Origin of the sequence: Streptomyces gottesmaniae, from assembly GCF_031845845.1 — a bacterium.
GTDB lineage: Bacteria > Actinomycetota > Actinomycetes > Streptomycetales > Streptomycetaceae > Streptomyces > Streptomyces akebiae.
On sequence record NZ_JAVRFJ010000019.1, the window covers coordinates 14,338 to 35,531 of the forward strand.

Sequence of the window (21,194 nt, forward strand, 5' to 3'; positions counted from 1 at the left end):
GCGGGAGCTACCGCGGTGCGGCCCCCCGGTCCTTGAGCATCTTCGTCATCAACGAGATCTCGGACTCCTGGGCGTTCACCATGCCCTGGGCGAGCTTCTTCTCGACGCCGACCGTGCACTTGGAGACACAGCCCTGCGCCATGTGGACGCCGCCCTTGTGATGGTCGGTCATCAGCTGGAGGAAGAAGATCTCGGCCTGCTTGCCGTCGAGCTTGTTCAGCTTCTCCATCTCGGTGTCGGTGGCCATGCCGGGCATCAGCGCGCCGTCCTCGCCGGAGGCCATGCCGCCCATGCCCATCCAGGCCATCGGCTCGTCCGACGACACCTTCGGCAGACCCCACAGATCGAGCCAGCCGATCATCATGCCGCGCTGGTTGGCCTGCGTCTGCGCGATGTCGTACGCGAGCCGCCGGACCTCCTCGTCCTCCGTCCGGTCGCGCACGATGTACGACATCTCGACGGCCTGCTGGTGATGGACGGCCATGTCCCGGGCGAACCCCGCGTCGGCGGAGTCGACGGCGGGGGCCTTCAGCCCGGACTCGTCCCCGTCGGCGACCGCGTAGGTGATCGCCCCGGCCGCGACGAGCGCCGCCGCGGCCCCGGAGGCGATCCAACCGATGTGCTTCATGCTTCCCACTGTCCCAGACCGCCGGCCCTAGGAGATGCCGTTGGTGCAGGCGGCCCCCGGCTCGGGCGTCTGCTCGCCCTGGACGTAGGTCTCGAAGAACTTGTCGAGGTTCGGGTCCTTCGCGCCGGTCACCGTGCGCTGGTGGCCCCAGGCGCTGAGCATGATCGGGTCCTTCTGGTCGTCGACCGGGCTCATCAGCGTGTACGGGGTCTTCTCGACCCTCTCCGCGAGCGCCTTGACGTCGGCCTCGGAGGCCTTGCTGTTGTACGTCACCCAGACCGCGCCGTGCTCCAGCGAGTGCACGGCGTTCTCGTTCTTGATGGCCTTGTCGTAGACGTCACCGTCGCAGTTCTGCCAGACCGGGTTGTGGTCGCCGCCCACCGGGGGCTCCATCGGGTACTTCACGGTCTTGGTGACGTGGTTCTGGGCGAGCTTGGTGCTCCAGGTCTTCACGCCGTCCGAGCCGGTCTCCCACTTGCCGGTCGACTTGGAGTCACCGGCCGCGGTGCCGCTGCCGTTGTCGTCGGACTGCGAGCGGATCAGGACCGTCCCGCCCACGACGAGGCCGGCGACTATCAGCACGCTGGCGCCGATCGTGAGGATCCGGTTCCGGCGCTCACGGGAGCGCTCGGCACGGCGCATCGCCTCGATGCGCGCCTTGCGGTCCCCGCTGCTGTTGGTCTTGGCGGCCATGGGATGTGTCCTTAGTGGGGGATGGTTCGGATGGGACGGTCGGATCAACTGATCGTAAGTTGATCCGCTCCCCCTCGTAAACGAGGGATCCCGCCTCCCATGCTGCCCGTCGGCCACGGATGCCGCCCGGGATTCGGGGCAGGCGTGACGGACGCCCGGCGGATGTCGGTCCACGTGGGCGTTACGGATGTCGGCGCGAGCAGGCAAGATGGGCAGCAGAGCGGTTGAGCGGCGGAGCGAGCGGTACACCTGCCGTGAGCCGGGCGTTCAGCGGGACGTCCGCATGCCGATCAAGGTGCGCAACGCGCGCGAAATGGTGTTGTGGTGGGATGCTCAGGTGCCCGACCGCCTCCCGTGGCTCGGGAGCCAGGCGGCCTGACCAGCAAGGAATGGGTGGAAGCGGAAGATGGACAAGCAGCAGGAGTTCGTGCTCCGTACGTTGGAGGAGCGCGACATCCGTTTCGTACGCCTGTGGTTCACGGACGTGCTGGGCTTCCTGAAGTCCGTGGCCGTGGCCCCCGCCGAGCTGGAACAGGCGTTTGACGAGGGCATCGGATTCGACGGCTCGGCCATCGAGGGCTTCGCCCGGGTGTACGAGTCCGACATGATCGCCAAGCCGGACCCCTCGACCTTCCAGGTTCTGCCGTGGCGCGCGGAGGCCCCGGGCACCGCCCGGATGTTCTGCGACATCCTCATGCCGGACGGCTCCCCGTCCTTCGCGGACCCCCGGTACGTACTGAAGCGGTCCCTGGCCAAGGCCTCCGACCTGGGCTTCACTTTCTACACCCACCCGGAGATCGAGTTCTTCCTGCTGAAGGACAAGCCGACGGACGGCTCCCGCCCGACCCCGGCCGACAACTCCGGCTACTTCGACCACACCCCGCAGAACGTCGGCATGGACTTCCGCCGTCAGGCGATCACCATGCTGGAGTCCATGGGCATCTCGGTCGAGTTCTCCCACCACGAGGGCGCCCCCGGCCAGCAGGAGATCGACCTCCGCTACGCCGACGCGCTCTCCACCGCCGACAACATCATGACGTTCCGCCTGGTCATGAAGCAGGTGGCGCTGGAGCAGGGCGTCCAGGCGACCTTCATGCCCAAGCCGTTCTCCGAGCACCCGGGCTCGGGCATGCACACCCACCTCTCCCTCTTCGAGGGCGACCGGAACGCGTTCTACGAGTCCGGCGCGGAGTACCAGCTCTCCAAGGTCGGCCGCTCCTTCATCGCGGGCCTGCTGAAGCACGCCGCCGAGATCGCCGCCGTGACCAACCAGTGGGTCAACTCCTACAAGCGCATCTGGGGCGGCTCCGAGCGCACCGCCGGCGCCGGCGGCGAGGCCCCCTCGTACATCTGCTGGGGCCACAACAACCGCTCGGCCCTGGTCCGCGTCCCCATGTACAAGCCCGGCAAGACGGGCTCGGCACGGGTCGAGGTCCGCTCCCTGGACTCCGGCGCGAACCCCTACCTCGCCTACGCCATGCTCCTGGCCGCCGGCCTCAAGGGCATCGAGGAGGGGTACGAGCTGCCGCCGGGCGCCGAGGACGACGTCTGGGCCCTCTCGGACGCCGAGCGCCGCGCCATGGGCATCGAGCCGCTCCCGCAGAACCTCGGCGAGGCGCTCTCCCTCATGGAACGCAGCGACCTCGTCGCCGAGACCCTCGGCGAACACGTCTTCGACTTCTTCCTGCGCAACAAGCGCCAGGAGTGGGAGGAGTACCGCTCCGAGGTGACCGCCTTCGAGCTGCGGAAGAACCTGCCGGTGCTTTAAGGGCAGGTCAGGGCGGGTTTTCTGCTGTGACGATGCGTGGGGCCGACGGTCATCGACCGTCGGCCCCACGGTGTCTCACTGGCCCTGGGCCGTCTGTGGGCCGTCCGGCCCCGGAACGGTGCCCTCGTACAGACTGTCCACGGCCTTACGGGCCCGCGCGTCGCTGCTCGGCATGAGGTGCGTATAGACCCGGAGCGTGAACCCAGGATCGTTGTGTCCGAGGTAGGCGCTCAGCGCTTTGACGTTCTCGCCAGCGTCCAGCAGAACGGACGCGTAGAAGTGCCTGAGAGCGTGCATGCCGTGCTCGCGGGCCGCCTGGTGACGCTCGCCAGGATTGGGCGCGGGGATGACGCCAGCGGCGACGAGCGCGGGTTTCCATGCCCGAAGATTGAAGTCGGTTCGTCGAACTGCGCCGGCCCCGTCGAGGCGGGTGAATACGAGTTGCTTCGTAACGGGCGGACCGTCCGGCCGCAGCCAGGGCAAGGTGATGTCGACCGGCGGGAAGTCCTCCATGTGCTGCTTGAGGATCTGCGCTACGCGGTCCGGCAGGGGAACATCGCGCTCTTTTTCCCGCTTGGGCGGGGCGAACACGAGATGGCCTCTGGCCACCTTCACCTGATTGGCGATGTGCAGCCATCCAGTGTCGAACCCGATCGCTTCGACAGGCAGGCCGAAGATCTCACCTTGCCGCAGGCCGCATCCGCCGCCGACGTCGACCGTCGCGCGGAAGCGTTCGGGGAGGGCCGCGCGTACGGCAAAGGCGCGCTCGGTGTCCCACGGCACAATGCGGCCCGTCCCGGGTGCCGGGGGACGAACAGACTGCGCATGGCACGGGTTCTTCGACAGGTGACCGTCGTCGACGGCGGCGTTAAGGACCGTCGATACGTTGTTGTAGATCACGCGCCGGTACGACGACGCGGGTACTGCGGACTCCAGGTTGCTCAGCCAGTCCCGGATGTGTTCCGGCTTGAAGGAACCGAGTGGGCGCGGTCCGAGGTAAGGGATTGCGTGACCCCTGAGGGACGATTGGACGGACTCCCGAGTCGTCATGGCGGTGGTCTGTGTGCTCAGCCACTTTTCCGCGTACTGCCGGAAGGTCACGCGACTGGCGGCGGGGTCGACGTACTGGCCGCGCGACATGTCGGCCTCGATGTGGGTGAGCCATTTCTCGGCGAGTCGCTTCTGTCCGTCAGGGAAGCTCTTGGACTTCTCGGTGCCGTCGGGGCCGATGTACCGGGCCCGATAGCGCAGGCCGCTGCCGTGGCGGTCGCTCTTGACGCGGACGGTCTTGCCGTCGGAGTTGGTCTCGGTCTTGAACCAGCGGTCTTGGATGTGGCCTGCCACGTGGCGGCGGTCCTCTCAACATGCAGCAGGGAGAGCCGTTGGTAGCGGCTCTCCCTGCTGTCTGTGGTGGGTGTTGGGTTAGGCGGCGTCTTGGTCGGTGCGCTTGCGTTCGGCGACGTGGGCGAGCACGTCGGCGGGGTCGTAGCGGATGTACTTGCCGATGCGGAATCCGGGCGGCCCCATGCGCTTCTTTCGCCACTGGTAGACGGTCTCTTTGGGCACCTTGAAGATCACGGCGATGTCGTCGGCGGTGAGGTAGCGGTCCGGCAACCCGCCGCGGAGCGTGGCGCGCGGGTCCGGCTGTTCACGTGCGGTGCTCATGGCATGTCCTTCGGGCGCGGGCGGGGATCTTGTTTCGGGGGCGCAGTGGTCTGTGCTGTCCGAAGCTGGGATTTCTGCGTCACAGCGTCACGTGCGTCAATCAGGCTTCTGACCTGCGGTTTCCGGTGACGCAGCGGGGCGGGCCCTGCGTCACCGATGACACGGGCGCTCGTCACCGGGTGACGCTGATGACGCGGGGTGACGCAGGATTCACCGTCTGCGTCACCCCCTGTTGCCGCAGGTCAGCGGCCGTCTGCCGGGCCCGTGGTGACGCAGTGACGCAGATCTTCCCTACTTAGGAAAGAGAAAGGGGTGGTGTCTGTGGTCTTACGTCACCGCTCAGGGCTTGAAGAACGGGCCGCTTCGCGGCGCGACCGTGCAGGGCGGCTGTCGCCGCCGAACGGCAAGAGGAGCACCCCCCCCCCGTCGTGGCGTGCTCCTCTTGCTTGTCCGTCTGTCCGGGCGCGGTCAGAACGCGGTCTGCTGCTTGGGCGGCGGGGGCGGTGCCTGGCGGCTGAGTTCGATGTAGCGGGCGGCGCTGGTGCGGCCCCAGTCGACGAGGACGCCCCGCGCGGCCAGGGTGGGTTGGATGCGCCGTAGCCGGTCGGAGAGGACCTTGCCGGTGGTGGGCCAGCCCTTGGGCAGGGGGCGGTAGTCCTCGCCGCTGTAGAGGGCGGTCAGGGCGTGCAGCCACTCTGCCGACGTCATCCGTACCTCTTCGCCGGGGGTGAGTTCGGCGGCGTGCTTGAGGACCGTCTGTGCCAGGAGGTCGCCCTCGATGACGTCGTCGTTGAGGTCGTCCAGGCTGGCCCGGTATGCCTCCAGCGTCCCGAAGCCGGTGGCGGTGTCGAGCTGGGCGCACAGGTGGGCGAAGTCGGCCATGCGCAGATCGGTCGGGGTCTCGGCCTGTACGGCGCGGACCTTGACGGTCAGGTCGAGCAGGGAGCCGAGGACGACGGGCAGGATCTCGGCGTACTCCGCCCACAGCTCCGCTTCGGTGCGCCGCACTCGGGGGCGTTCCAGGCGCAGGGTGAGGAGTCGTTCGGCGAGGTCGGGGCGGATGACGCCGACGTCGATGCCGGTGAGCAGCATGGGTCGGCGGTAGCGGGAGCGGACGACGTCGCCGTCGGTGAACAGCGCGCGCTTGATGCTCTCGGCTCCGGTGATGATGCAGCACATGAGGTCGGACAGGTCCGGGGGCAGGTGGGAGAGGTTGTCCAGGGCGGTGATCCATCCGGCCGCGACCGCCGTGATCATGTTCTCTTCGTCCTTGGGCGCCCTGCGCAGGTCGCCGGTGATGCCCTCGATGATCCGTACAAGCATCCGCCCGGCGGTCGACTTGCCGGCGCCCTGAGGGCCGGTGAGGAACGGGGCTGGGACGGGTGCGGACGGTTCCAGGCAGCCGATGAGCCACGCGATGGCGAGGGCTTCGGTCTTGGCGTCGGCGAAGTTGCACAGCCGCATCAGCAGGTCGATGCCCTTGCCGTTGGTGTCCTTGGCGGGCAGGGGGAGTTCCCCGGTGAGCTGGGTGCGCCGCCAGCACACCTCTTCGGGGTCGGGGATGCGGACGTCCCAGCCGGTGGGGTGGATGCGGACGGACCGGCCGTCGTCGCGGCCGAGGTCGAGCCAGGTGGCGCCGTCGAAGCCGGGGGCGACGCGGATGTGGGTGGGCTGTACCTGCTCGGTGAGGGCGAGTGCCTCGATCAAGTCCAACGCCTCCTTGAGGGCGGTTCCGTTGAAGACGCCGACCCCGTCGCGGAAGAGGCCGACCATGAGTTCCTGGCGGTGACTCCCGGTCGTGCCCTGGGAGCGGATCGGGCGGGCCACGGGGTGGCCGGTGCGCTGCGCGTACACGGTCCCGTCCACGGTGCGGAAGTACCGGAAGTGGGACTGCGCGTAGTCGGTGATGACCTGCCGAGCGGGAGTCTTCTCGTCGTCCGACATGGCTCACATCCCCAGAACGGTCAGGGCGTTGGTCCACGCGTCCGTGCAGTGCCGGGGCGACTCGCCCTTGGCCTGCGCGGCGGTGAACAGCCGCCCGATGTGGGTGTCGGTAAGGCACCCGCACCGGCCGTGCGTCGACAGCACCGCGAGGAACGTCCGGTAGACGGTCGCGTGCACCGCGCTGCGGGCCCCGCTGATGCGCTGTACGGCCATGGCGATGCCACGGTCCAGATAGGTGGGCGTGCGGTGAGGGCACTGCGCCTGTCCACCCCGCATGGGCACTGTGACCGTCTGTGGGGCCCTGCGAGCGGTGGACGGCTCCTTTACTGCCAGGGTCCGCACAGCGTCCGGGAGAGCGGCTGTGTCGCCGACGCCGTAACCGAGCCAACGGGTGTAGGACATGGTCGACTTGATGTCGACACCGGCGCGGACGGCGTTCACGGACCGCATGACGCCCTGATAGATCCAGTGCTCGCCTCGCGTGGTCGGCACGGTGAGGGTGGTGGGCAGGGTGGCGCGTGCCCAGTCGACGGCGTCCGGGTTGTCGAGGTCAACCACGGTCACCCCGGCGCCGCCGGGATGGTAGGCGACGGCGGCGGCCCTGCGCCACGCGGACGCCCACGCGGGGGAGGTGAGGACACGGGCGTCGGTGGTGGCAGCGGCCCAGCCGTGGCACGGGCGCGGGCAGGTGCAGGGGCCGGGGTTCTTCATGTTCGGCCGCCCGCCGCACGTGTTGTCGACGCAGTCGGGGCAGTTGCCGAACGGCACCTTCTCAGCCCGCAGGGGCAGGACGGGGACACCGTGCGCGGCGAGGGCGAGGGCTCGCCGGAGGGGGGTCGGTTGCGTCATGCTGGGTGACCTCCAACAGGTCTGTTGAGGACTGGTTGGCAAGGGCGGCCCCGCTTCTTTGGCGAGAGTGGGGGGCCGCCCTTGGCGTAGCTAGAAGGGCGGTTCGTCGCTGTAGCCGTCGGGGCCCCACGGGTCACGGCCGGTGTCGCGGCGGCGTAGCCACCGAGGGCGGCGCGGGAGCGGCAGCAGGACCCTGCTCCGGTTTTCGTCCCAGCAGGTGCAGGACACCCATTCGGTACCGGCGTACTCGCCGTTGTGGTCGCCGTAGTCGTAGTGGTGACCGCCCTCGCCCCGGCACTGCGGGCAGTCGGGGCGCGGGGTGTCGGTCAGGGCCAGCGCGGGGCGCGACCAGCAGACGACCTTGATACGGAGTCGGATCACGGTGTTGGCTCCTGTTCAGCCGTAGAACTTGTTCCGCTTGATGACGGCCTTGCGGATGTTGACCGTGGTCCTGCCCTTGCGGTCGTCGCCCTTGAAGATCTGCACAGCGACGTATCCGCCGAAGAGGACAGCGGCGAGGGTGATGAGCTGGGTGACGAACGCCGTCAGCGCGGTGATGAACGAGGTGAGCATCAGCAGCCCGCCGCAGACCGCGGCGAACCCGACGCCCCCGAGCGCGACGTTCACGGCCGCGCGGGAAACGGCGGGCTTGGCGGCCACCGGCTCCGGGCGGGCGTGGTCGATGGCGTAGCCGGTGACGACCCGCCCGTCCGGCAGAACGATGCTCGCCACCGCCGGGACCGCGCCCGGCTGCACCGGCACGAGCGGCGAAGGTACGGCGGGGGTGATGGGCGTGGGGTGGTGCACTTCCACGGCCCGCTGTGCGGGCGTGTGGTGGCCGTTCTCGGGGAACATGCGGAATCCCTTCCGGCGGTAGGTCAGGGAGGCAGAGACACCCCCTTGTCGGGGGCGTGTGGAGGGGGTTTCAGTGGTGCTGACCTGCGGGCCTCCCTGCCTCCCTGGCTGATCATTCGCGCAGGTCAAGGGCAGGGATGCGGGTCAGGGAGGGGTTCAGGGAGTTCTCCCTGCCTCCCTGACCCGCGAGGGGTGCGCTCCCTGCCGTCAGAGGGTGGAAGCGGAACGGTCGTCGTTGCGGTTGGTGAGGGCGCGGGTGAGTCGGTCGCGGCCGATGACCATGCGGCCGTCGGACTTGTACGGCTCCGCGCCGGTGCCGTCGAGGACGCGCTTGAGGTCGATGAACGACCACTTGCCGTAGGCGTCCGCGTTGAGGGAGGCGAGGCGCTTGAGGACGTCCTGAGTCAGGACGCGGGAGGCGTCGCCGACGACAGTGGCGATGTCGGCGAGCGGGTCGCGGTCCTCGCCTCGGTCGATGGCGTGCAGGGTGGTGACACCGTCGCGCATCGCCTTGGCACGGTCGGTGATGGCGGTGGCCGCGTCGTCGTCGATGTAGTGCGTGCGCACCGTGATGGACGACTGGCCCTTGGGGATGTCGATCCCGGAGGAGGCGACGACCAGCGTTCCCTGGTCCAGGCCCGGACGCAGCAGGTTGGGGGCGGCGCCGCCGTCGACGGCCTTGTCCCCGAGCGCCATGCGGGCCTGCGACTCGGTGCCGAGCGCGAGGGAGGCGCGGGTGTGGGCGCCCTCGCGCACCAGCTTGGGGAGGTTCTGGTCGGTGGGGTCCTGGGTGCCCTGCCACAGCAGCACGTTCACCGCGCGGCCCTGGTTGTGGAGCTTGCGGGCGGCGGTGAAGTACCGGGACTTGGCCTTGGACCCGCCGTAGGGGCGCTTGTCCTCGTCCACGGCCGGGCACATGAACGCCACCTGCGCCTCGTCCACGATCACGATAAGCGGCGGGAACACGGTGCCGGGCGGGGCCTGGAGACGGCGGTTCATCTCCTCCACCGCGCCCTCGACCATCTCGGTCACCTCGATCACGTGCTCATCGGTCGGCCCTTGGATGAGGGTGTTGGCGAGGCCGTCGAACATGGCCCAGTCACCCGCGCCCTTGAGGTCACCCATGAGGAACTGCACCGACTTGTCGAGTGCGACCCACAGGGCGAGAGAGCGCAGGGCCACGGTCTTGCCCTGGTTCGACAACCCCGTGATCAGCAAATGTCGCTGGTAGAGACTGAGGGCTGCGGCGTCGCCGCGCAGGTCCTGCCCCCATGGGGCCTTGCCCTTGGCGTAGTCGGCGGTCATGGTCTCGTCGGTGACCAGCGGGGACGGGCCGATCGGCTCGTCCAGGGCCCCGGAGTCGGCCACCCACAGCCGGACCGTGCGGGCGGCTTCGGGGATGGTGATGAACACTTCGTGCTCGTGCCGGGTCAGGTTCTCCGCCAGCTTCCGGCGGCGCTGCTGCACCTCGTTGGTCGACACCCCGGAGGGCAGGGTGACGTCGACCTCGATGCCACATCCGGCGATGCGGATCGGTCCGAGCATGGACGCGCCGGCATCCCCCATCTCCTTGATGGCGTTCCGCAGGGCGGGCACGCCGAGGTCGCGCAGGGCCTTGACCACGATGGACGGAGTGATCGGCTCACCCTCGCTGCTGCGGGCGTTGGCGGGAAGTGCCCACTGGGGTGCGGCTTGCTGCTTGCTGCCGACGGCCCACAGGGCGAGCAGGGCGAGGAACGGACCGATCGTGAGCGCCGGGCCCCAAACGATCTGCACGATCCGGATGAGCAGGGCGATGAAGTCGATGGTGGCCGACAGCGGGGTGATCACGTCCTTGACGTCGCCGTTGTTGATGGCCATGACTACCCCGAGCGCGACCAGCACGCCGATGCTCATCCCGGCGCCGACGGCCACGCCCTTGGCGGCCTCCACCGGCGAGTGCAGCAGATCCATGCGGCGGTGGTGGCGAGCGGCACGGAAACGCTGCAACCGCTCCTCCCACTCCTCCGCCGCTTCTAGATTCCCCGCCGCCTCCGCCGCCCGGATCATCCGCTCGTAGCGGGACCCGGTACGGCCGTCCCACGTGCGGCGGGCCACGATCCGCGCCCCACCGGCGACGTAGGCGGTGTGGCGGACGACCACGCGGCCGGTGTTCTTCGTGCGCTCATCGGTGGCCACCCGTTTGACCGCGCGACCGGAGCGCACCCACAGCGGCACCGGCCGCGCCGGCGGAGCGTCCGGGACCACGGTGAGCACGGTCGGCGCCGTGCCGTCGATGGCCGGGGAGTCGGTGGGCTTGTGGAGGTGAACGACGTTCTCAGACATGCTGGTACTGCTCCTGACTGCCCCGATACGGGGCGGGAGTTGGGGGAGAGAGCCGGGGTGGTCGGGTCCGTGGAAAGAGCGGCCACCCCGGCCTTGAGAGGGGTTGGCTGGTCTCAGAACCAGCCGGACTTCTTCTTGGCGGCCTTGGCGCGGGCGGCCTCGGTGATCAGGCGCTGACGCTCGCCGTGCAGTGCGGCCAGCTCCGCGTTCAGCCGCATCTCGACGGCGGAGCCGATGGAGTCCATGCGGTCCTCGGCACCGGCCGTGCTGCGGCCCTTGTGGACGCTGCGCGCACCGCTCGCCATGGCACGCGTCATCGACAGACGCTCACGGCTGGTCAGCGGCCACCACTCGCCCCGCCGGACCGCTTCCAGCTTCTTCACGGTCTTGCTGATCTCGCGGTCCAGGCGGCGTGTCTCGGAGTTGCTCATGGTCAGCCCCTCTTCGGGTAGGTGTGGCCGGCGGGCGGGTAGACCTCGACGGCCTGGTCGGTGAGCAGGCCCTCCATGACGACCGCCTCGCACTCGAAGGCGATGTCGGCGGCGTCCAGCAGCCGCCCCGTGCGTTCGGCGTCCTCGCGGCGGGTCTCGCAGGTGAACCGCTTCACGGCTGACCTCCCTGGTCAACGGGTCCGTGCGGGTTGGGGTAGGCGCAGGGCACGCACGTGCCGAGCGAGGTCGGGATGCAGTAGCTGTAGGTGATCCGGCACTTCGGGCAGGTGCGGCGGGCGAGCATCGCCAGCGCGAGCGCGCCCCACTTGCGCGAGGTCATCGGCCGCACCGGCACCGCGAGGTCGATCCGGTAGAGGTGGGCGACCAGCGGGCCGCGCCGGTGCCGGCCGCGCATCACCTGAGCGGCCACCGGCTGACCGCCCGGACGAAGCCCGAGCGCGCGCAGTGTCCGGCGGGTGGCGTAGCCGTCCGGGGCACACCGCCACGGGTAGGTGGGGATGCCGTAGGTGGCACCGGTCGGGTCGAAGAACGCGGCGCGGGCCACCATCAGGCGACCCGCTTCCATGCGGCCCGCAGGCGGACTTCGGAGGCGGAGTGGCCGGCGGCGCGGAAGCGGGCGGACATCTCGCGGTAGGACAGGGCGGGGGTCTGGCTGTGGCGGATCTCGTCGACCAGCGCGTCAAGCTGAGCGTCGGTGAGCGCGGGCGCCGACTCCAGCGCGAGGGTCTCGGTGGGGCCCCACACGGGCAGTTCCCACCGGGGTGTGACGTCGGGTGTGACGCGACTCGTCACGCTGGTCAGCGCCCTACCGGTGTCCTCACCGGTCCGCGCTTTCTCCAGTGTCGACCAGGCGTCGGCGAGGGTTTGCGCGGTCTTTGACTGGACGCGTGCGACGCGGGCCCCGGCCTGCGTCACGGCCGTCAGCCGCGTCTCCTCGGTCGCCGCTTCCGCCCGCAACCGAGCACGGGCAACGGCCGCCTCGTCGCGGGCCTCTTGCTGGATTCCTTGAATCGCATCGAGGGCGGCGGGGGTGAGGGCGGTGCGCTCCCACAGGCTGTGGACAAGCCACAAAGCCTTGGCCGCCAACGGCAGCCACGCCACGGCCAGCCACGCGCCGGGGGACGCTTCGGTCATCAGGGCGTGGGCGACCAGAACGCCCGTTGCCAGGGCGCCGAAGCCCCAGCCGATGCCGGTCACCCACCAGTTGTGATCGCCCTGCGCGGCGAGACGGCGGTCATAGGCGAGGGTGGCCAGCCATCCCCCGTCGATACCCAACCCGACGACCACGGCGACCTGCCACGGCATCGCCGTGCCCAGCCACATCACGACCACGGCCAGCGTGAGCACCATGGACACCGCCGTCATCGCCACGGCCGGAAGCACCGTCTTGGCATTCCCGAGCGCGGACCGCACGGCCTTGGCCCGGCTCATGCCGCACCCCCCACCACAGCGAGCAGCACCGCGAGGGCGAGCAGCGCCCCGCCGATGCACGTGAGGTCGATGGCGCGGCGCAGGCCAGTGAACTTGGCGACCGCGAGACGAGACAGGCCCGCGATGTCCGCGCTGCGGTCGACCTGCGCGAGCGTGGCCGTGATTTCCTCGGCGGTGAGCGTCGCCCACAGCGGGAAACCGTGACGGCCCTTGAGGTTCGGCCGCACCGCCCGCAGCAGCAGACCCGCCGCTACCACCAGCACCACCATCCCGGCCCCGCCCACGATGTACGCGGGCAGGTTCAGCGGCATGTCCTTGGCGACCGTCCACGCACCGGCCAGCACCGCGCCGATGAACGCCAGCAGCAGACCGGTCTTCGTGTCCGTCCGTGCAATCTCCGCCTTTACCTCGGCGTGCGCGGCGGTCAGGTTCTGGTCGCTGGCACTCATGCGGCACCGCCCGTCGTGCGCTCGTCGGCGGTGCGGTTGAGCAGGTCCCGGCGGGCGGCCAGCACCTTGTTCCGGGCCCGGCGGACGCGGCGGGCGTCCAGCTCGTTCGGGGTGTGGTCGAGGGTGATGATCTGCGCGTCCAACAGGTCGACCTCCGCCAAGATCAGCGGCGACTCCTGCTCGATCGCGTCCAACTCCGCGTCCGTCGGCTCGATCCAGTCGGCGAACGCGGTAACAGCGTCCTGAACAGTGACGATGGTCTTCATGGGTCGTGATCTCCCTAGCAGGTGGAAACGGCCCGAACAGCGGCCCCGGAGTTGCACCTCCGGGGCCGCGCGCCGTTGTGGTGAGGACCTCTCGTAGGCACGAGCGGCCACGGCCACCCGGCACGAAGCGCTGTTTATGGCGTTGGTGTCGGGGACCGTGAGCACTGGTGCTCCGGGCGGGCTCAGATGGCCCGCGAAGGTTCTGTGCATTCAGATCAAGCAATGCCAGTCACCGCCCAGGAGGGGCGGATCCGGGCAGGTCACCCGGCCCGACATGGGCGGTCGGGATGGTGACCCGCACCCATCGACCGCACGTGTTCATGCGGCTGGGTCGGCACTCTGTTGAGTTCTCCACAGCGCGTGCTCCGGGCCGTACATCCGGGCGCTGTCCGTACAGGTCGAAATGACCCTGAACCAAGCGACCTAGGTCGCTTGCCGTGATGCGAAAGCTACCTAGGTCGCTTTGGAGCGTCAAGTGCTTCGGCGACCTCATTGAAAACGACCTAGGTCAAGTACGCTTTCGGGGTGGACTCACAACCGAAGAGGAAGCCCAACGCCCGCGAAATCGCCGCCCGGATCAGAGGCGAGATCGCCGCCGGGACGTTCGGCCCAGGGGACCGCCTCCCCGGCGGTCGTGCCTACGCCAAGAAACTTGGCGTGTCCCTGATGACCGTGCAGAACGCATACACGCAGCTCCGGGAAGAGGGGCTGGTGGAAGGTGTCTCGGGGAGCGGCACCTACGTCCGCGACACTGCACCCGGTGAGCCGGGGCCCCGCGAGGCAGCTCAGCGCCTGACCGACCTGCAAGCCGAGGTCGCGCGCGTCTCGACCGAACTGGCCGGCCTCGTCGAGCGTGTCCAGCGGCTTGAGGCGGTCGTGGGTCCCACTGAGGGGAAGGCCAGCGGCTAGTGCCTCTCGCGGTGTGCTTGTCGTCATGCACATAGCGTGTCCCGGCGAGCGTGCCGTGAGTACGTACTCCCACCGCCGTCGCACCGAACTAATCCGAACTTTTGGCTCAGGATGGAGTGTTGGCGCAGCCTAACCGGCTGTAAGACTGGCCGCATGGCCGAACTCAACGGAAATCCCGTCACCCTCGAAGACCTTCAGAGCCTCGCCCTCACGAACTACGGGCACTTCACATCAATGCGGATGGAGGACGGCACCGTCCGAGGCCTGTCGCTCCATCTGGACCGCTTGGTGCGGGACTGCCGCATCGTCTTCGGCGTCGAGTTGGACCGAGAGCAGACCCTGGCGTACATCCGCAAGGCAGCCAAGGGCGTCACTGGCGTCGCTGGTCTCCGTGTCACAGTCTTCGACCCCGCGCTAGACATGGGGCGCCCCAGCGACGCCAAAGACCCGCACATCCTGGTGAACCTGCGGCCCGCGGGCGCCATGCCGCCGCCGCCCCTCACGGCAAAGACCTTCAACTTCACTCGCGACAACGCGGAGGTGAAGCACATCGGCCTTCACCCGCAGCTGCGGCTTCGCCGTGACGCCCAGCTCGCCGGATTCGACGATGCCGTGTTCATCGAACCGGACGGCCGAGTCTCCGAGGGCGGCACCTGGAACCTCGGTTTCGTCGACCAGAACGGCACGGTCATCTGGCCGGACGCCCCCGTGCTCCCCGGCACAACAATGCTGCTGCTTCGGGGCCTCGATGCCCCGAAGCAGATCACTGCTCCAGTGCGGCTCGCCGACATCCCGAACATGGCAGCGGCATTCGCAACGAACGTGACGATCGGTGTGCGCTCCGTCAGCGCGATCGACGACGTGCATTTCCCGCAGGACCACCCCGTGCTCGCAGCACTTCGTGACGCCTACGCCGGCATCCCCGGCGAGCGTCTGTAGTCACCTGCCGCCGCCCTCACCGGGCGGCGACTCACGACAGAGGTAGCCCATGCCACTCGTTACGAAATGGACCGGACGAGAAGTTAAGGCACTGCGTGAAGCCGTACGCATGAGTCTCATGGAGTTCGCCGACAAGCTCGGGGTATCCGATCGCATCGTGTCCCGGTGGGAGGCGGATGGCGAAGAAGCCTCTCTCCGCATGGTGAACCAAGCAGCCTTGGACACTCTGCTTGCCAAAGCGGACAAGGATGCCCAAGGTCGCTTCGTCGGCATCTTGGCGGTGGACGACGTTCCTGCACACGCCATCATCGAGCCCGACGACGACCAGACGAGCAGCGGCGACTACGTGAAGCACCCCGGCGACGGGAAGCTCATGGCGTGCGTCCCGGAAGGAATCTTCCTATCGGGGGAGGACAACGAGCCCGTGTGGGTGGATGAATTCCACATAGACACGTTTCCGACGACCAACGCCGACTACGCGCGATTCTGCGCGGCCACTCGGCACGCCACGCCCGAGCATTGGGAGAGCGGGCGATGTCCCAGACACCTGTACGACCACCCTGTTGTGCACGTGACTTGGCGGGACGCTCACGCCTACGCGACGTGGGCGGGGAAGTCGCTGCCGACGGCAGAGCAGTGGGAAAAGGCAGCGCGTGGCACCGCCGGGCGCACTTTCCCGTGGGGGGATCAGATGACCGCCGCCAAGTGCAATGTCAGAGAGACCGGTGTGGAGCACACAACTTCCGTCTCTCGGTACCACAGCGGCGTCTCGCCCTTCGGGGTCTACGACTTGGTGGGCAACGTGTGGGAATGGCTCGCAACGGCGACTACGCCCGGTCGCTACGAACTGCGTGGCAGCGCCTTCACGAGTCCTCTGTTTCGTGGAGTCCCGGCCGTCCCCAACGATGCCAGCGACATGATGCATGACGATGACACCGGATTCCGCTGCGTGGCGATGTCGAGTCAAATAAAGTCCCACAAACGGTGACGAGACCTACCCAGGCGCCCTCTGCGGCTGGGGTTTTCGACTCCACGAGTTTAAGGCAGCCACTTTGGTACGAGCCTCGAAGGTCATGACCCCAACGTCGCGCTTTACCGGACAGGTCCACAGACTGCCCGGCGGAAGCTTATGGGGACGTGAGCACTCGCACCAAAGCCGCTACGCCAACCTAAACGCTTCCACTAGCCGTGACTAGAGGTACGAGTCCACCCATCCCAGCAAGGTGAATGTCCCATACTTCACAGCACCGCCCCACATAGCAAGGAGCGTCACCCTAACAGCGTTTACTTTGCTGAATGTCACCCTCTCTCCTGCGGTCGGAATAACTAGGGACCTCGCCGCCTCCGTGCCGCTGCGCGCACTTCGAGACACACGCGAACGGAACCTTTGAAAGCTTCTGCCTTTTTCCTTCATGGCATCAATTTGGCAGATCGGAAAAGAAATTTGCGTACGTTTTCCGGCTGACAGCATTCTCGTACAGATGCGTACGAGATCTTGCGTGGCACCTCGCTTGCCTTACGTTTTTTTACAGAGACTTACAGGGGGACGCATGGAAGAGGCCCTAAAGAACCTTAAGCAGCGGCTCAGGGCTGCTCACTTGGAGGCGGGCGAGGTGAGCATGCGCGAAATCTCCAAGCGGTGCCACGGGGCCGTGAGCCACACGACGGCACACCAAGTTATACGAGGCGACGGGCTACCCTCATGGAGGTCCCTAGAGCCGGTGGTGGCGGCTCTAGGGGAGAGCGTCGAAGACTTCAAGAGGCTGTGGCTCCAGGCTCGCCGGGGTACTGAAATTGACTCTGCTGGTACCCCGACTTGGGATGCTGCTTTCCGACCTCGGATGGACCCGGAAACGACCGGCATCCTCAACCTGGCGGGAGCGTATGCGTCTCAAAATAAGCATGACGAAGCGAAATCGATGCTATTGTCTTATGTCGATTCCGGAAAGAGCATAGATGCAACGGCCGCTATCTACTTGTATAGTAATTACTCGTATAGATATGCGGACGTCAAAGAGAAGTATGGGGAGTATGTTGAGAGCTTCGTCAAGCATGGAGAAGTGCTTGACATTGAGTACTCTCCAACGGCCCATTGGCTGGCTGAACGCGCATACGATTCATTGAATCACGCCCGAGCTATCGAATTCGTGCAACGTGCAATTCAGATTAATCCCACTCAGCCCTGGCACTGGCGACTCCATGGGCGAATTCTCACCAGTATGGGAAGATACAAAGAGGCGGAAGAAGTTTTGTTCGCTGCCCACGAAACCAGCCTCGAATCAGACTTCTGGTATTCAGACCTCGCTAAGCTCCTTAAGCTCACTCGCCAGTTCCACAAGCTAGAAAAATTTTTGCGAGCAGAATACGAAAGTGCCACCGGGGATTCCCTCTGTGATCTTTTCGAGAACTACATAGAGTGCCTGCTTATGTGCGGAAAGAAAGACGAAGCTCTGTCGGTCGCCAGGGATGCCGTAGCCAGGGAAACCGATGAAGAATTCTATGCCTCGGCAGCGCTCATTTCGCTTTCCCGAGTGCTCTGCTTCCAGGGGAAGTTTGAAGAAGCGCGCGGCGCGATCAAGTCGAGCCCTCTTTACCCTCGCATAAAGACTCTAGAAAGCGAGTACGGCAATACTCTCCTGAGGGAAGGCTTGATAGAAAAGGGTATCGAAGTGCTCAAGGGAATCTATGAAGAAGATTCAGCTTGAACCGGCGATAAGTCATCAGTAGGTGGCTCTCTGCGCAGCTCGGGCCAGGGACCGCAACGGCCGTCTGGAAATCTGTTGCCGGTGAGTGACTGCCGGGCCGTCTCTGGGCCGTCCGAGCACGGCCAACGACTACCAACAACGACAGACAACGACAGCGTTCCCGCTGGTCAGAGCGACTTCGCGAACAGGGCTTCAAGGTAGCGGCGCCGCAACATCACTTCCTGCGCAACAAGCGCCAGGAGTGGGAGGAGTACCGCTCCGAGGTCACGGCCTTCGAGCTGCGGAAGAACCTGCCGGTGCTGTAGGCGCAGGTCTGAGCGGTCCACCGCTGGTTGCGGTGCGGGGGCCGACGGTCGTGGACCGTCGGCCCCCGCACCGTGAGGCACCGCCTAGCGGACCACGCGGTAGCGGAGGCAGACGACCTTCTCGCTGATGGCGCGGGTCTCGACGAGGTCGAGGTCCAGCCGGTGTTCGTGGCGCGGGAAGAAGGGGGTGCCGCCGCCGACCAGCACCGGGTAGACGATGGTGCGGTACTCGTCGATCAGGCCCGCGTCGGACGCCTGGGCGGCGAGCGTCGCGCCGCCGATCGCGATCTCGTCCTCTCCCGGCTCGGCGCGCAACCGCTCGATCTCCTCCGCCAGGCCGCCGGAGGCCAGGCGGGCCCGGCCCTCCACCGCCGACAGCGTCCTGGAGAACACCACCTTCGGCAGCGGGTTCCAGAGCGCGGCCCACTCCCGCTCCGCCTCGCCGAGCGAGGGGTCCTGGGGGGCGGTCTCCCAGTACAGCATCGTCTCGTACAGCCGCCGTCCCATCAGGTGGACGCCGACGTTCCGGATCTCGTCGATCCAGAAGCGGAAGACCTGCTCGTCGAACCCCGGCCAGGCGAAATCGCCGTCCGGCCCGACGATGTAGCCGTCGAGGGAGACGCTCATCGAATAGGTCACGCTGCGCATCAGGAGCCTCCTCGGTGACGGCTTCGACAGTACGACCATCGGACGTCGGCCGCGTCCCGTTCGGGGAAGCCCCGCCGTCAGCTCGGAGTGCGGAGGTTCGCCAGAGTCGGCGGCAGCGGGTAGACGCGTTCGGCGGGGAACAGCCGTCGGGCCTTCGCGGGCTGCCCGGACCGCAGCAGGGCGGCGGCCTTGCGCACCTGAGGGGTGAGGTCCGTGAGGCCGACGACCCACTCGTCGGCGAAGGTCCGGATCAGCCGGCGGCCGATGCCCACCTGGATGCTGTAGTGGTTCAGCGCGGCCCCGCGCGCCGAGCGCTCCGGGTCCCACTGCACATGGACGGCGGCCCGGGCCACCGCCGTCGGGTCCGCCGTCGTCGGCACGGCCCGCGACAGGGCCTCCTCCCACCCCTCACGGGTGATCCGCACCGCGAGCACCCGTTCCTGGCCGGACTTGCGGGCCCAGTTGCTGCGGTGCATCAGCCACAGGAACGACGGCTTGATCCACGTCATCCGACCGAACGAGAACGGCTCGACGAAACGGCCGGCCCGCAGCGCCGCGTCGGCGATCGCGGGCGCGTACGCCTGGTACACCACGATCGTGCGGGCGTCGTAGTCGGCACGGATCTCGTACGGGGAAGCCATGCGCGGCACCCTGCCAGCCGCCGGGCGGGAGCCGCGAGTGAATTCCTTCCGGCCGCCGCCGGGCTACTGCCGCGCCGCCAGGTCCGCCAGCACCTGGTGCAGCGGCTCGGTGACCCTGCGCCGGTACTCCTGGATCGCCCAGCCGTTGCCGTCCGGGTCCTTGAAGTACATGAAGGTGGCGCCGTCGTCGGGGGCGTACTGGACCGGTTCGGAGACGTCGAGGCCGCGTTCGCGGAGTTCGGCGTGGGCGGCCTTGATGTCGGCGACGCAGAGCTGGAGCCCCTGGTACGAGCCGGGCGCCGGCCGGGCACCCTGGGCCATGTCCCAGATGGCGTCACCGAGGGCGATCGAACAGCCGGAGCCCGGGGGAGTCAGCTGGACGATCCGCATGCCCGGCATGACCTCCTGGTCGATGTCGACGTGGAAACCGACCTTGTCCCGGTAGAAGTCCCGGGCCCGGTCGATGTCGCTCACCGGCAGCGGAATCACTTCGAGCGTGTACTGCATTCCTGGTCCTCCAAGTCGCCTGTGGGCTCTTCCGCCTCAGCCGAACCGCCACCGCGTCTGGCTGAACGGCTCACCCTTACCGAAGCCGAAAACCGTGCCGGGCGCCACCGAGAAGACGAAAGCCCGCCCCGAACCGTGCCGAAAACAGCCGTCCCGTACGTCGAAGTGCCAGAAACCGCCGTACTTGGCCTCCCACGCGGCGGCCAGCTCCCGCAGCCGGCCGTCGTCCGTCACGCGTACGGCCTCGCCCTCCACCACCACGTCGTAGCCCTCGTCCCAGGTGTTCGTGCCGGTCGTCAGCGCGACGCGCGGGTTCGCCGCGAGGTTCCTGGCCTTGCGCTCCTCAGGCCCCGTGCAGAAGTGCAGCGCCCCCTCCGACCACACCGCGGGCAGCGGCGTCACATGCGGCCGCCCGTCCGGCCGCACCGTCGAGATCCAGAACAGCTCGGCCCCGGCCAGCCGCGCCTCGGCCTCCGGCCAGGGGACCGGCACGGCGGCGGGATCGCTGTAGCGGGGGTCGAGCCGGGTCCGCGGGGTGCTGGTGTCGGGCATGGGATGTCACCTCCGGTGAGCCGGCGGCCGTCGACCGTCGGCTGTCAACCGTCGGCCGTCGGCCGACGGTTCTCGTCACAAGTGCAGACTCCGCGGCACCCGGAAACTCATCCCGCGTCACTCATCCACGTCCACCGTGCCGAGCAGCCGCGCCAGCACGGCCACACCGGCGGGCATCCCGACGAGAAAGCAGACGGCGAGTCCGGTGCCCTGGCCGGCCGCCGTGGGAAGGGCCCAGCTCATCGCCACGGCCACCAGCAGGGCCACGGCTCCGAGCGTCAGGGACGCGGCGGCGACCGCGAGCCCGCGCGGCGGCCGCCCCGCGCGGAACACCTCGACCGCGGGCCCGCACGAGACGATGGCGGCCATAGCGGCGAGGAGACCGGGGTCGGGCAGCCATCCGAAGGGCCACCCCGCGAGCGCCGCAGGACCGGCGAGGACGAGACCGACGAACTCCAGCAGCACGGTGGTCACCACCGGCTCCGACGCCGGCACCGCACCCCACGAAGGGCGCCGTACGACACCGTCCCCGCCGTCCTCCGCGTCCTCTTCCCCGGCCACCTCCGCACACTAGTGCCGCGACAGGCGACGTTCGCCCCGTCGCGACGCCCGGCACACCGAGAGCACGCACCGGACGCCGCTCCTTGACGGGCAAACGTTGCC

Annotated in this window: 25 protein-coding genes and 1 pseudogene; 6 read left to right on the forward strand and 20 right to left on the reverse strand. The window is 68.0% G+C overall.

The features are described from left to right. Positions 1 to 7 precede the first annotated feature (7 nt). Together RM704_RS21905 and RM704_RS21910 are read right to left on the reverse strand one after the other, a co-directional pair. Positions 8 to 628, reverse strand: a complete 621-nt coding sequence (locus RM704_RS21905; protein WP_033527409.1) for a DUF305 domain-containing protein — start codon at positions 626 to 628, stop codon at positions 8 to 10. A 27-nt stretch (positions 629 to 655) separates the two neighbouring features. Then, positions 656 to 1,321 carry a thioredoxin-like domain-containing protein gene (locus tag RM704_RS21910; RefSeq protein ID WP_033527410.1) on the reverse strand — a complete coding sequence of 222 codons (666 nt, stop codon included), beginning with the start codon at positions 1,319 to 1,321 and terminating at the stop codon, positions 656 to 658. A gap of 406 nt (positions 1,322 to 1,727) precedes the next feature. Here RM704_RS21910 and glnA2 point away from each other — a divergent pair, with 406 nt between their 5' ends. Continuing rightward, the gene (glnA2, locus tag RM704_RS21915; protein ID WP_033527411.1) at positions 1,728 to 3,089 is read left to right on the forward strand and encodes a gamma-glutamylpolyamine synthetase GlnA2; all 1,362 of its coding nucleotides are present in this window, start codon (positions 1,728 to 1,730) and stop codon (positions 3,087 to 3,089) included. 75 nt (positions 3,090 to 3,164) lie between these two features. On the opposite strand, the gene RM704_RS21920 is transcribed toward glnA2, so the two are convergent. The 13 genes from RM704_RS21920 to RM704_RS21980 all read right to left on the reverse strand — a co-directional run bounded on the left by RM704_RS21920 (position 3,165) and on the right by RM704_RS21980 (position 13,325). Further along, positions 3,165 to 4,433, reverse strand: a complete 1,269-nt coding sequence (locus RM704_RS21920; protein WP_033527412.1) for a tyrosine-type recombinase/integrase — start codon at positions 4,431 to 4,433, stop codon at positions 3,165 to 3,167. Between the two features lie 78 nt (positions 4,434 to 4,511). Further along, positions 4,512 to 4,754, reverse strand: a complete 243-nt coding sequence (locus tag RM704_RS21925) for a helix-turn-helix transcriptional regulator (RefSeq protein ID WP_033527413.1) — start codon at positions 4,752 to 4,754, stop codon at positions 4,512 to 4,514. A gap of 468 nt (positions 4,755 to 5,222) precedes the next feature. Further along, entirely contained in the window at positions 5,223 to 6,698 is a 1,476-nt protein-coding gene (locus RM704_RS21930; protein WP_033527414.1) for an AICE element replication initiation protein, read from the reverse strand. A 3-nt stretch (positions 6,699 to 6,701) separates the two neighbouring features. Beyond that, on the reverse strand, positions 6,702 to 7,547 hold the full coding sequence (locus RM704_RS21935; RefSeq protein WP_033527415.1) for a bifunctional DNA primase/polymerase: 846 nt from the start codon (positions 7,545 to 7,547) through the stop codon (positions 6,702 to 6,704). Between the two features lie 90 nt (positions 7,548 to 7,637). Further along, entirely contained in the window at positions 7,638 to 7,928 is a 291-nt protein-coding gene (locus RM704_RS21940) for a hypothetical protein (RefSeq protein ID WP_033527416.1), read from the reverse strand. A gap of 15 nt (positions 7,929 to 7,943) precedes the next feature. Then, on the reverse strand, positions 7,944 to 8,402 hold the full coding sequence (locus RM704_RS21945) for a hypothetical protein (protein WP_033527417.1): 459 nt from the start codon (positions 8,400 to 8,402) through the stop codon (positions 7,944 to 7,946). A 207-nt stretch (positions 8,403 to 8,609) separates the two neighbouring features. Beyond that, positions 8,610 to 10,727, reverse strand: a complete 2,118-nt coding sequence (locus RM704_RS21950; RefSeq protein ID WP_033527418.1) for an FtsK/SpoIIIE domain-containing protein — start codon at positions 10,725 to 10,727, stop codon at positions 8,610 to 8,612. A 113-nt stretch (positions 10,728 to 10,840) separates the two neighbouring features. Then, positions 10,841 to 11,158, reverse strand: coding sequence for a hypothetical protein (locus RM704_RS21955; protein ID WP_033527419.1), 318 nt, complete (start codon positions 11,156 to 11,158; stop codon positions 10,841 to 10,843). A gap of 2 nt (positions 11,159 to 11,160) precedes the next feature. Further along, on the reverse strand, positions 11,161 to 11,334 hold the full coding sequence (locus RM704_RS21960; protein ID WP_192829659.1) for a hypothetical protein: 174 nt from the start codon (positions 11,332 to 11,334) through the stop codon (positions 11,161 to 11,163). Further along, on the reverse strand, positions 11,331 to 11,726 hold the full coding sequence (locus RM704_RS21965; RefSeq protein ID WP_033527420.1) for an RRQRL motif-containing zinc-binding protein: 396 nt from the start codon (positions 11,724 to 11,726) through the stop codon (positions 11,331 to 11,333). Before RM704_RS21965 ends, RM704_RS21960 begins: the two co-directional genes overlap by 4 nt. Further along, positions 11,726 to 12,610, reverse strand: a complete 885-nt coding sequence (locus RM704_RS21970; RefSeq protein WP_033527421.1) for a hypothetical protein — start codon at positions 12,608 to 12,610, stop codon at positions 11,726 to 11,728. The genes RM704_RS21965 and RM704_RS21970 overlap by 1 nt, the downstream gene beginning before the upstream one ends. Further along, complete coding sequence (locus RM704_RS21975; protein ID WP_033527422.1) at positions 12,607 to 13,059, reverse strand: Pycsar system effector family protein; 453 nt, start codon at positions 13,057 to 13,059, stop codon at positions 12,607 to 12,609. Before RM704_RS21975 ends, RM704_RS21970 begins: the two co-directional genes overlap by 4 nt. After that, positions 13,056 to 13,325, reverse strand: coding sequence for a DUF6284 family protein (locus RM704_RS21980; protein ID WP_033527423.1), 270 nt, complete (start codon positions 13,323 to 13,325; stop codon positions 13,056 to 13,058). The genes RM704_RS21975 and RM704_RS21980 overlap by 4 nt, the downstream gene beginning before the upstream one ends. Before the next feature lie 525 nt (positions 13,326 to 13,850). Between RM704_RS21980 and RM704_RS21985 the strand changes: the two genes are divergently transcribed. The 5 genes and pseudogenes from RM704_RS21985 to RM704_RS45615 form a co-directional block, all read left to right on the forward strand. Further along, complete coding sequence (locus RM704_RS21985; protein ID WP_033527424.1) at positions 13,851 to 14,234, forward strand: GntR family transcriptional regulator; 384 nt, start codon at positions 13,851 to 13,853, stop codon at positions 14,232 to 14,234. Positions 14,235 to 14,387: 153 nt separating this feature from the next. Next, complete coding sequence (locus tag RM704_RS21990; RefSeq protein WP_033527425.1) at positions 14,388 to 15,173, forward strand: aminotransferase class IV family protein; 786 nt, start codon at positions 14,388 to 14,390, stop codon at positions 15,171 to 15,173. Between the two features lie 49 nt (positions 15,174 to 15,222). Then, a complete protein-coding gene (locus RM704_RS21995; RefSeq protein ID WP_052146026.1) occupies positions 15,223 to 16,161 on the forward strand; it encodes an SUMF1/EgtB/PvdO family nonheme iron enzyme in 939 nt (312 codons plus the stop codon). A gap of 562 nt (positions 16,162 to 16,723) precedes the next feature. Continuing rightward, positions 16,724 to 17,878, forward strand: a complete 1,155-nt coding sequence (locus tag RM704_RS22000) for a helix-turn-helix domain-containing protein (protein ID WP_157856695.1) — start codon at positions 16,724 to 16,726, stop codon at positions 17,876 to 17,878. Between the two features lie 218 nt (positions 17,879 to 18,096). After that, positions 18,097 to 18,183: pseudogene (locus tag RM704_RS45615) on the forward strand (glutamine synthetase); the annotation flags it as partial. An 84-nt stretch (positions 18,184 to 18,267) separates the two neighbouring features. Here RM704_RS45615 and RM704_RS22005 read toward each other — a convergent pair. From RM704_RS22005 to RM704_RS22025, 5 genes are all read right to left on the reverse strand, one after another. Continuing rightward, positions 18,268 to 18,831 (reverse strand): dihydrofolate reductase family protein, encoded by a 564-nt coding sequence (locus RM704_RS22005; protein WP_033527427.1) that lies wholly within the window; start codon positions 18,829 to 18,831, stop codon positions 18,268 to 18,270. A 77-nt stretch (positions 18,832 to 18,908) separates the two neighbouring features. Next, positions 18,909 to 19,472: a DUF4291 domain-containing protein gene (locus RM704_RS22010; RefSeq protein WP_033527510.1), complete on the reverse strand. Its 564-nt coding sequence runs from the start codon at positions 19,470 to 19,472 to the stop codon at positions 18,909 to 18,911. 63 nt (positions 19,473 to 19,535) lie between these two features. Continuing rightward, positions 19,536 to 19,979: a VOC family protein gene (locus RM704_RS22015; protein ID WP_033527428.1), complete on the reverse strand. Its 444-nt coding sequence runs from the start codon at positions 19,977 to 19,979 to the stop codon at positions 19,536 to 19,538. Between the two features lie 36 nt (positions 19,980 to 20,015). After that, positions 20,016 to 20,531, reverse strand: coding sequence for a pyridoxamine 5'-phosphate oxidase family protein (locus RM704_RS22020; RefSeq protein ID WP_033527429.1), 516 nt, complete (start codon positions 20,529 to 20,531; stop codon positions 20,016 to 20,018). A 117-nt stretch (positions 20,532 to 20,648) separates the two neighbouring features. Next, complete coding sequence (locus tag RM704_RS22025; RefSeq protein ID WP_107072290.1) at positions 20,649 to 21,092, reverse strand: hypothetical protein; 444 nt, start codon at positions 21,090 to 21,092, stop codon at positions 20,649 to 20,651. Positions 21,093 to 21,194 lie beyond the last annotated feature (102 nt).